This is a genomic window from Vibrio fujianensis (assembly GCF_002749895.1).
GTDB lineage: Bacteria > Pseudomonadota > Gammaproteobacteria > Enterobacterales > Vibrionaceae > Vibrio > Vibrio fujianensis.
In genome coordinates, this window is record NZ_NBUS01000037.1 from 38,411 (window position 1) to 46,515 (window position 8,105).

The 8,105-nt window shown below is 44.4% G+C and carries 11 protein-coding genes; all 11 read left to right on the forward strand.

Going from position 1 to position 8,105, the window contains the following annotated elements; translation table 11 throughout:
• Positions 1 to 856, forward strand: an 856-nt coding sequence (locus B7C60_RS03275) for a KpsF/GutQ family sugar-phosphate isomerase (RefSeq protein ID WP_245868476.1), incomplete at its 5' end; no start/stop codon positions are given.
• Positions 856 to 1,413, forward strand: a complete 558-nt coding sequence (kdsC, locus tag B7C60_RS03280) for a 3-deoxy-manno-octulosonate-8-phosphatase KdsC (RefSeq protein WP_099610423.1) — start codon at positions 856 to 858, stop codon at positions 1,411 to 1,413. The genes B7C60_RS03275 and kdsC, both read left to right, overlap by 1 nt.
• The gene (lptC, locus tag B7C60_RS03285; protein WP_099610424.1) at positions 1,410 to 1,973 is read left to right on the forward strand and encodes an LPS export ABC transporter periplasmic protein LptC; all 564 of its coding nucleotides are present in this window, start codon (positions 1,410 to 1,412) and stop codon (positions 1,971 to 1,973) included. The genes kdsC and lptC overlap by 4 nt, the downstream gene beginning before the upstream one ends.
• Positions 1,954 to 2,451: a lipopolysaccharide transport periplasmic protein LptA gene (gene lptA / locus B7C60_RS03290; protein WP_099610425.1), complete on the forward strand. Its 498-nt coding sequence runs from the start codon at positions 1,954 to 1,956 to the stop codon at positions 2,449 to 2,451. The genes lptC and lptA overlap by 20 nt, the downstream gene beginning before the upstream one ends.
• A 2-nt stretch (positions 2,452 to 2,453) precedes the next feature.
• Positions 2,454 to 3,179: an LPS export ABC transporter ATP-binding protein gene (lptB, locus tag B7C60_RS03295; protein ID WP_099610426.1), complete on the forward strand. Its 726-nt coding sequence runs from the start codon at positions 2,454 to 2,456 to the stop codon at positions 3,177 to 3,179.
• A 160-nt stretch (positions 3,180 to 3,339) separates the two neighbouring features.
• On the forward strand, positions 3,340 to 4,800 hold the full coding sequence (locus tag B7C60_RS03300; RefSeq protein ID WP_099610427.1) for an RNA polymerase factor sigma-54: 1,461 nt from the start codon (positions 3,340 to 3,342) through the stop codon (positions 4,798 to 4,800).
• Between the two features lie 23 nt (positions 4,801 to 4,823).
• Positions 4,824 to 5,111: a ribosome hibernation promoting factor gene (gene hpf, locus B7C60_RS03305; protein ID WP_099610428.1), complete on the forward strand. Its 288-nt coding sequence runs from the start codon at positions 4,824 to 4,826 to the stop codon at positions 5,109 to 5,111.
• Position 5,112: 1 nt separating this feature from the next.
• Complete coding sequence (gene ptsN, locus B7C60_RS03310; protein WP_099610429.1) at positions 5,113 to 5,565, forward strand: PTS IIA-like nitrogen regulatory protein PtsN; 453 nt, start codon at positions 5,113 to 5,115, stop codon at positions 5,563 to 5,565.
• 8 nt (positions 5,566 to 5,573) lie between these two features.
• On the forward strand, positions 5,574 to 6,431 hold the full coding sequence (gene rapZ, locus B7C60_RS03315) for an RNase adapter RapZ (RefSeq protein ID WP_099610430.1): 858 nt from the start codon (positions 5,574 to 5,576) through the stop codon (positions 6,429 to 6,431).
• Positions 6,432 to 6,439: 8 nt separating this feature from the next.
• The gene (locus B7C60_RS03320) at positions 6,440 to 6,718 is read left to right on the forward strand and encodes an HPr family phosphocarrier protein (RefSeq protein WP_099610431.1); all 279 of its coding nucleotides are present in this window, start codon (positions 6,440 to 6,442) and stop codon (positions 6,716 to 6,718) included.
• Positions 6,719 to 6,874: 156 nt separating this feature from the next.
• Positions 6,875 to 8,105, forward strand: a 1,231-nt coding sequence (gene mgtE / locus B7C60_RS03325) for a magnesium transporter (protein ID WP_245868478.1), incomplete at its 3' end; no start/stop codon positions are given.

The window sequence follows — 8,105 nt, forward strand, 5'->3', positions numbered from 1 at the left end:
TTTGGCCAATCAAACCGGTAAAGTGGTGGTGATGGGCATTGGTAAATCTGGGCATATTGGTAAAAAAATAGCCGCCACCTTGGCCAGCACCGGAACATCCGCGTTTTTTGTTCATCCTGGTGAGGCGTCACACGGCGACTTAGGCATGATTGATGCTGGAGATATCGTTTTAGCCATTTCCAACTCTGGCGAGTCGTCTGAAATTCTAGCGCTCTTCCCCGTGCTTAAGCGTCTAAATAATCGCATCATCAGCATGACCGGTAACCCACTATCGAACATGGCTAAACTGGCGGATCTTCATCTGCAGATCACGGTGCCTAAAGAAGCCTGTCCACTTGGTTTAGCACCGACGAGTAGTACCACGGCCACATTAGTGATGGGGGATGCCTTGGCGGTTGCCTTACTACAAGCAAGAGGGTTTACCGCAGAAGATTTTGCACTCTCACACCCTGGCGGTGCACTCGGGCGCAAATTATTACTTAAACTCTCTGACATCATGCATCAGGGAGAAGATTTACCCAAGGTATCACCAACAACGCTCATCCGAGATGCTCTACTTGAAATTAGCCACAAAGGACTGGGAATGACAGCCGTCGTCGATGAAGAAAATCACCTACTCGGCATTTTTACTGATGGTGACTTACGACGCATTTTAGATAAACGAATTGATATTCATACCGCTAAGATACAAGACGTGATGACACACAAGCCTGTCGTTGCCTCTCCTCATCTCCTAGCGGTAGAAGGACTAAACTTAATGCAAGAAAAGCGCATTAGTGGTTTGATGTTGGTCGACAACCATACATTAGTCGGTGCATTAAATATGCATGATTTACTCAAAGCAGGAGTCATGTAATGTCCCAACTGGTTAACACACTTTATGGCCCGGTTGAAGCATCGGTCGTTGCGATTGCACAATCGATTCAATTGTTGGTCTGCGATGTAGATGGTGTTTTCTCTGATGGCCTGATCTACATGGGGAATCAAGGCGAAGAATTAAAAACCTTTCATACTCGAGATGGATATGGCGTAAAGGCACTCATGAATGCAGGTATCCAGATCGCCATTATTACTGGACGCCAATCTCAAATTGTCGAAAATCGCATGAAAGCATTAGGTATTTCACTGATTTATCAAGGTCAGGATGACAAACTGAGCGCTTATCACGATATTTGTCAAAAGCTAGCGATCAAACCGGAACAGACAGGGTATATTGGTGATGATTTAATTGACTGGCCAGTAATGGAACAAGTTGCACTCAAAGTCTGTGTCGCCGATGGCCATCCCTTGTTAGTTCAACGAGCCAACTATGTGACTCGAACGAAAGGCGGACACGGCGCAGTACGAGAAGTATGTGATTTGATTTTGCAAGCACGCGATGAATTGGATCAACATAAAGGCCTGAGTATATGAGTTTCACTCGTATCCTTTATCTGTGCCTTTTTTTTATTGCGGCTTGGTCTGGCTACTATTTATTAGACAAAAACCAAAACACAGCCGTTCAAATTGCACCTAACTTCGAACTTCCGTTGTTTAGTGGCCAATTGCTCGATAACGTCTCTTACAACCAACAAGGTGTACGCAGTTATGTGATTACCTCACAACACCTTGATTATTATGCCAACAGTGGAAGCACCACCTTTGAATATCCGGTGCTAAAAGTGTTTCGTGATGGAACTACACAAGAATGGGAACTGACCGCTAAACGAGGCATCCTAACCAAGGATCAAGTTTTAATTCTTTATGACCAAGTTATCGTAAATAATCTACTCGTAGATTCAGCGTTTAAACAGATGACAACCACGAAGCTAAGCATTCAACTTGATAGCCGTGATTTTTGGGCTGATAGTCAAGTTGAACTCGTTGGCCCACAATTTCAAACATTAGGGCAGGCAATGAAGGGAAATTTATCCGATCATTCGGCTGTTCTTTATAACCATGTACAAGGTAGATATGAAACTCTCACACCTTAGTCTTATGGCTTGTCTGCTCACATCAGGAGCGGCGTTGGCGCTCTCAACAGACACTCAACAACCGGTTTATATTGATTCGGTTAGTCAGCAACTGGATATGAAAAGCAATCGCGTCACCTTTGTGGGTGACGTGAAACTAAAGCAAGGTAGCATTAATATTAATGCCGATAAGTTAATTGTGATCCGTAACTCACAAACCGGAAAAATAGAAAAGATCGAAGGTTACGGAAATCCTACCACTTTTTCTCAGCTCACAGACGAAGGTAAAACCTTATACGGTGAAGCCAAACAGCTCCACTATGCCATGGCAGAGGATGAATTGATTATGATGGAGCAAGCCATGTTGTCACAAGACGATAGTCAAATTCGTGGCAATAAAATTCGTTATAAGATCTCTTCACAAAAATTGATCGCTGACAGCAAAGGCAGTGGGCGCGTATCCACCGTACTTCAACCTCAAGCCGCACAGCAAGAATAATTATGGCCATACTTAAAGCAGAGCACTTAGCAAAAAGCTATAAAAAACGTAAAGTCGTATCCGATGTCAGTTTACAAGTTGAATCAGGACAAATCGTTGGTTTACTTGGCCCCAATGGTGCAGGGAAAACCACCTCATTTTATATGATCGTCGGCTTAGTCGCACGAGATGAGGGAACCATCAGCATCGATGATAAAGACATCAGTATTTTACCGATGCATAGCCGATCACGGCTAGGAATAGGCTACCTCCCTCAAGAAGCCTCTATCTTTCGTAAGTTATCCGTTGAGGATAACATTATGGCAGTGCTACAAACCCGTGAAGAAATGACGCGTGAAGAACGACAAGATAAACTAGAAGATCTACTCGAAGAGTTTCATATCCAACATATTCGCCACAGTGCGGGAATGGCACTTTCTGGTGGCGAACGTCGGCGCGTCGAAATTGCTCGCGCATTAGCCGCCAACCCTCAATTTATTTTGCTCGATGAGCCGTTTGCTGGGGTTGATCCCATCTCGGTCATTGATATAAAAAAAATAATTGAACATCTACGCGATCGCGGTTTAGGTGTCCTCATCACGGACCATAATGTACGCGAAACATTAGACGTTTGTGAAAAAGCTTACATTGTTAGCCAAGGCCGTTTGATTGCTGAAGGAACACCACATGATGTTCTTAACAACGCACAAGTAAAACAGGTTTATCTTGGCGAACAATTCCGTCTATGATTAAAGTAACTCATTAATTATCGTTCGCTTCATTGCACAGCGATAAATGGAGGTATCCTGAAAACTGCCCCACCATTAGGTGGTAGCAGCAAACCGAATGATCACTTCAGTACGATAAATGTTAGGCACGGTATCACTAAAACAAGGTAGTTAATACTGAATGAAACCCTCATTACAGCTTAAACTTGGTCAACAGTTAGCGATGACTCCACAGTTGCAACAGGCGATTCGCTTATTGCAACTGTCTACATTAGATCTTCAGCAAGAGATTCAAGAAGCACTAGAATCCAACCCATTACTGGATGTTGAAGAATCGACTGATGATTTACCAGCGCTAGACGATGCGTCACCGAGCAATAACACTTCCGAACTCAGTGCTGATATCAGTGAGCCTGAGTCGCCAGATAGCTCAGATTTAATTGAAAAATCCGAGATCAGTGCGGAGTTAGAAATCGATACCACTTGGGACGATGTCTACAGTGCGAATACCGGTAGTACTGGTATTAGCCTTGATGATGAACTGCCCGTTTATCAGGGAGAAACGACCCAAACACTTCACGATTACTTATTATGGCAACTCGATTTAACCCCCTTTAGTGATACAGATCGTAGTATTGCTTATGCAATCATTGACGCCATTGATGATTATGGCTACCTCACCACCTCATTAGAAGAACTACTAGAAAACTTTAATAGCGACGTTGAACTCGATGAAATAGAAGCGGTAAGAAAACGTATCCAGCAATTTGATCCACTAGGGGTTGGCTCTTTACATCTCCAAGATTGCCTATTACTCCAATTAGCGACTTATCCAGAGCACACACCTTGGCTTGCTGAAGCTAAAATGCTGTTAACAGACTATATTGATTTACTCGGCAACCGTGATTTTAAGCAAATTATCAAAGAGAGTAAGCTCAAAGAAGAAGCGTTACGTGACACACTGCAGTTGATCCAGCAGCTCGATCCAAGGCCTGGCAATCAAATTTCTCAAGAGCATGCCGAATATGTCGTCCCCGATGTCTCGGTATATAAAGAGCGAGGGAAGTGGCAAGTGAGTATCAACCCCGATGGTGTTCCACGTTTAAAAATCAATCAGCAATATGCCAGTCTCGCACGAGGGAATAACGCAGATAGCAATTATATTCGCTCTAATTTGCAAGAAGCAAAATGGCTAATCAAGAGCTTAGAAAGTCGAAACGAGACCTTGCTCAAAGTTGCCAAGTGCATAGTTGAACATCAACACGATTTCTTTGAATATGGTGAAGAAGCCATGAAGCCGATGGTGCTTAATGACGTTGCACAAGCGGTGGAAATGCATGAATCAACGATCTCTCGAGTCACGACTCAGAAATATATGCATACCCCACGTGGCATTTTTGAATTGAAGTACTTTTTCTCAAGCCATGTTAGTACAGACAATGGTGGAGAATGTTCATCAACCGCAATTCGAGCCTTAATCAAAAAACTGGTCGCCGCAGAAAATCCGGCAAAACCATTAAGTGATAGCAAAATTGCGGCCCTACTCGCTGATCAAGGGATTCAAGTGGCAAGACGGACGATTGCCAAGTACCGTGAGTCGTTGGCCATTGCGCCATCCAGTCAGCGTAAACGCCTGTTATAAGGCCCAACAGAGAAGGAAAGTCTATGCAAATCAATATTCAAGGCCATCACATTGATCTTACCGATTCAATGCAAGACTATGTTCATTCGAAATTTCAAAAACTTGAGCGCTTTTTCGAACATATTAATACCATTCATGTGATTTTACGTGTTGAAAAATTACGTCAGATCGCCGAAGCTACGCTCCACGTTAATCAAGGCGAAATCCACGCCACTGCGGACAACGATAATATGTACGCAGCGATAGATGGCCTAGTGGATAAACTCACTCGTCAACTCAACAAGCATAAAGAAAAGCTAAGTAGCCACTAACATGCAATTAAGCGAAGTCCTCTCATTGGATTGCACCAAAAGTGCAGTCCAATGTTCTAGCAAAAAACGAGCACTGGAAATTATCAGTGAAATAGCCGCCCAACATACTGGGCAAAATGCCACCGAACTGTTTGAAAGCATGCTCAACCGAGAAAAAATGGGCAGTACTGGTATTGGGAATGGTATAGCGATTCCTCATGCACGAATGGCAGCAAGCGAACACGCTGTTGCCGTATTAGTACAATGTGAAGAGCCGATTGAGTTTGAGTCTATAGATAACCGCCCAGTCGATCTTCTCTTTGCGCTACTGGTTCCAGAAGATCAATGTAAAGAGCATCTCACAACCCTATCTTGCATGGCTGAACGTTTGAACGATAAACAGACGCTCAAACAACTGCGCAGCGCACAAAGCGATCAAGAGTTGTACGATATTATGGTTCACTCACCTCAATAGGCCTTCCGATGCGTTTAATTGTAGTCAGTGGTCAATCCGGTGCTGGTAAAAGTGTCGCGTTACGAGTCTTGGAAGACTTGGGTTATTATTGCGTGGATAACTTACCCGTCAGCCTACTGGAGGCATTTATTCAATCTGTACAAGGCAGTAAACAGAATATTGCTGTCAGTATTGATATCCGTAACTTGCCGAAAGAACCTAGTTTAGTGGAAGATGTTCTCGCTCAGCTTAAACAAAATAACGATGTCAGTGTGTTATTTTTAGATGCCAGCAAAGAGACGTTACTCAAGCGTTACAGTGAAACTCGTCGCATCCATCCGCTCTCTTTAAACGAAGACAAACCCACCCTAGCTCAAGCGATTGAACGAGAAAGGTATCTACTCGAACCCTTGAAAGAACAAGCCGACTTACTACTCGATAGTAGCAACCAATCGTTGCATGAATTGAGTGAAACCGTTCGTATGCGAATTGAAGGTCGGGAGCGTAAAGATTTGGTGATGGTCTTTCAATCGTTCGGTTTCAAATATGGTCTCCCAAGTGATGCTGATTACGTCTTTGATGTTCGTTTCCTACCTAACCCTCACTGGGAGCCCGATTTACGCCCTTTGACTGGCCTAGACGCACCGATCAAATCTTTTCTAGAAAGCCATAGCGAAGTGATGGAACTTAAGCAACAGATTCAAAAGTTCATCGAATATTGGTTACCCATGCTGGAAAAAAACAATCGCAGTTATTTAACCATTGCGATTGGCTGTACCGGAGGCAAACACCGCTCAGTCTACCTCACACAACAAATTGGTGAATATTTTGCAGAACTTGGTCACCAAGTACAAATTCGCCATCATTCGCTAGAGAAACTCGAATAGGCGCTATCATGTCACAGATCAGTCGTCAGGTATTGATTCAAAATCGCTTGGGTTTGCATGCTCGAGCGGCAGTCAAATTGGTTGAACTTGCTCAATCTTTTGATGCCATTATCACCATCCAAGGCCAAGAGGGTAAACAAGCCACCGCCGATAGCGTCATGGGCTTACTGATGCTTGATTCAGCTCAAGGCCAGATGATTACTATTTCAGCACAGGGCCCTCAAGCCGCCGTTGCTCTTGATGCGGTTTGTCACTTAATTGAAGTGAAATTTGATGAGGATGACTAGGGGTTGTTGACCTGTCGAGTATGACGGAGAGGTTAACATTAATCTTTGATTAATAAATCAGCAAGCTTCGCTCGAGCCACTATCTTCTGGTTACTTGCCCCTAAAATTAAGTTACTATTCAATTCATTGTCTAAATTCAAGCATTAGGAGGAAGCTATGGCCGAGCAAATCGAGTTTGACCAAGCTCACCACACCCTCCAAGAAATTACCGAAGCCTTAGAAAATGGCCGATTCGTCCATGTCCGTCGTCAATTACAGGATATGGAACCGGAGGATATTGCTCATCTGTTAGAAGCCTCTCCTCGTAAGGCGCGTTATGTCCTATGGCAACTCACTGATCCTGAAGATTACGGCGAGATCCTTGAAGAACTCAACGAAGACGTTAAAGATGCGCTCGTTTCGAAAATGGCTCCCGAGAAACTGGCCGAAGCCACTGAGGGGATGGACAGTGACGATGTTGCCTATGTCTTACGAAGTTTACCCGATGACTTGTCTCGTGAAGTGCTTGCCCAAATGGATGCAGCAGAGCGGCTACGTGTGGAAACAGCTCTCTCCTATCCAGAAGACACTGCTGGTGGATTAATGAACACCGATGTCATCACGATTCGTGGTGATGTCGATGTGGATGTCGTACTGCGTTACCTGCGTATGAAAGGTCAACTTCCTTATGCCACAGACTCTTTATATGTCATTGATGCTGAGAGTAAGCTCATTGGTTACTTACCATTATCGACCTTAATCACAACACAGCCGGACATTCCAGTCAGTGAAGTGATGGAAGACGCAGATGAAGCGATCAATGTCGATGCTAAAGACTCCGATGTCGCCAGCCTATTTGAGCGGCGAAATTGGGTTTCAGCTCCCGTGGTTGATGAAAACCAGCACCTCGTCGGGCGTATCACTATTGATGATGTGGTGGACGTGATTCGAGAAGATGCCGAGCACTCAATGATGAGTATGGCGGGGATGAACGATGATGAAGATACCTTTGCCCCCGTTTTCAAATCGGCACGTAAGCGCAGCATTTGGCTTGGTGCGAATGTTCTAGCCGCTTTAACCGCCGCTTCTGTATCCAATATGTTTGAAGCAACTTTAGAGCAAATGGCGGCCATTGCAGTATTAATGACCATTGTGCCGTCAATGGGCGGCGTGGCTGGCAACCAAACCGTTGCTTTGGTCATTCGAGGGCTTGCACTTGGACATATCGGCGACAGTAATAAACGAGAATTACTATTGAAAGAAGCCTCTATTGGCCTTCTCAACGGCATACTTTGGGCATTGACGATTGGTGCAATTGTGGTGGTTTGGAAGGGAGAATGGCTACTAGGTGGCATTATCTCTGCGGCAATGATGACCAACCTCTTTATCGCTGGCGTGGCTGGTGTGA

Excerpts from the sequence above, each read along its gene's own strand:
- kdsC (WP_099610423.1), top strand. The coding sequence starts at position 856 with ATGTCCCAACTGGTTAACACACTTTATGGCCCGGTTGAAGCATCGGTC.
- rapZ (WP_099610430.1), top strand. The coding sequence starts at position 5,574 with ATGCGTTTAATTGTAGTCAGTGGTCAATCCGGTGCTGGTAAAAGTGTC.
- B7C60_RS03300 (WP_099610427.1), top strand. The coding sequence starts at position 3,340 with ATGAAACCCTCATTACAGCTTAAACTTGGTCAACAGTTAGCGATGACT.
- lptC (WP_099610424.1), top strand. The coding sequence starts at position 1,410 with ATGAGTTTCACTCGTATCCTTTATCTGTGCCTTTTTTTTATTGCGGCT.
- hpf (WP_099610428.1), top strand. The coding sequence starts at position 4,824 with ATGCAAATCAATATTCAAGGCCATCACATTGATCTTACCGATTCAATG.
- lptA (WP_099610425.1), top strand. The coding sequence starts at position 1,954 with ATGAAACTCTCACACCTTAGTCTTATGGCTTGTCTGCTCACATCAGGA.
- lptB (WP_099610426.1), top strand. The coding sequence starts at position 2,454 with ATGGCCATACTTAAAGCAGAGCACTTAGCAAAAAGCTATAAAAAACGT.
- B7C60_RS03320 (WP_099610431.1), top strand. The coding sequence starts at position 6,440 with ATGTCACAGATCAGTCGTCAGGTATTGATTCAAAATCGCTTGGGTTTG.
- ptsN (WP_099610429.1), top strand. The coding sequence starts at position 5,113 with ATGCAATTAAGCGAAGTCCTCTCATTGGATTGCACCAAAAGTGCAGTC.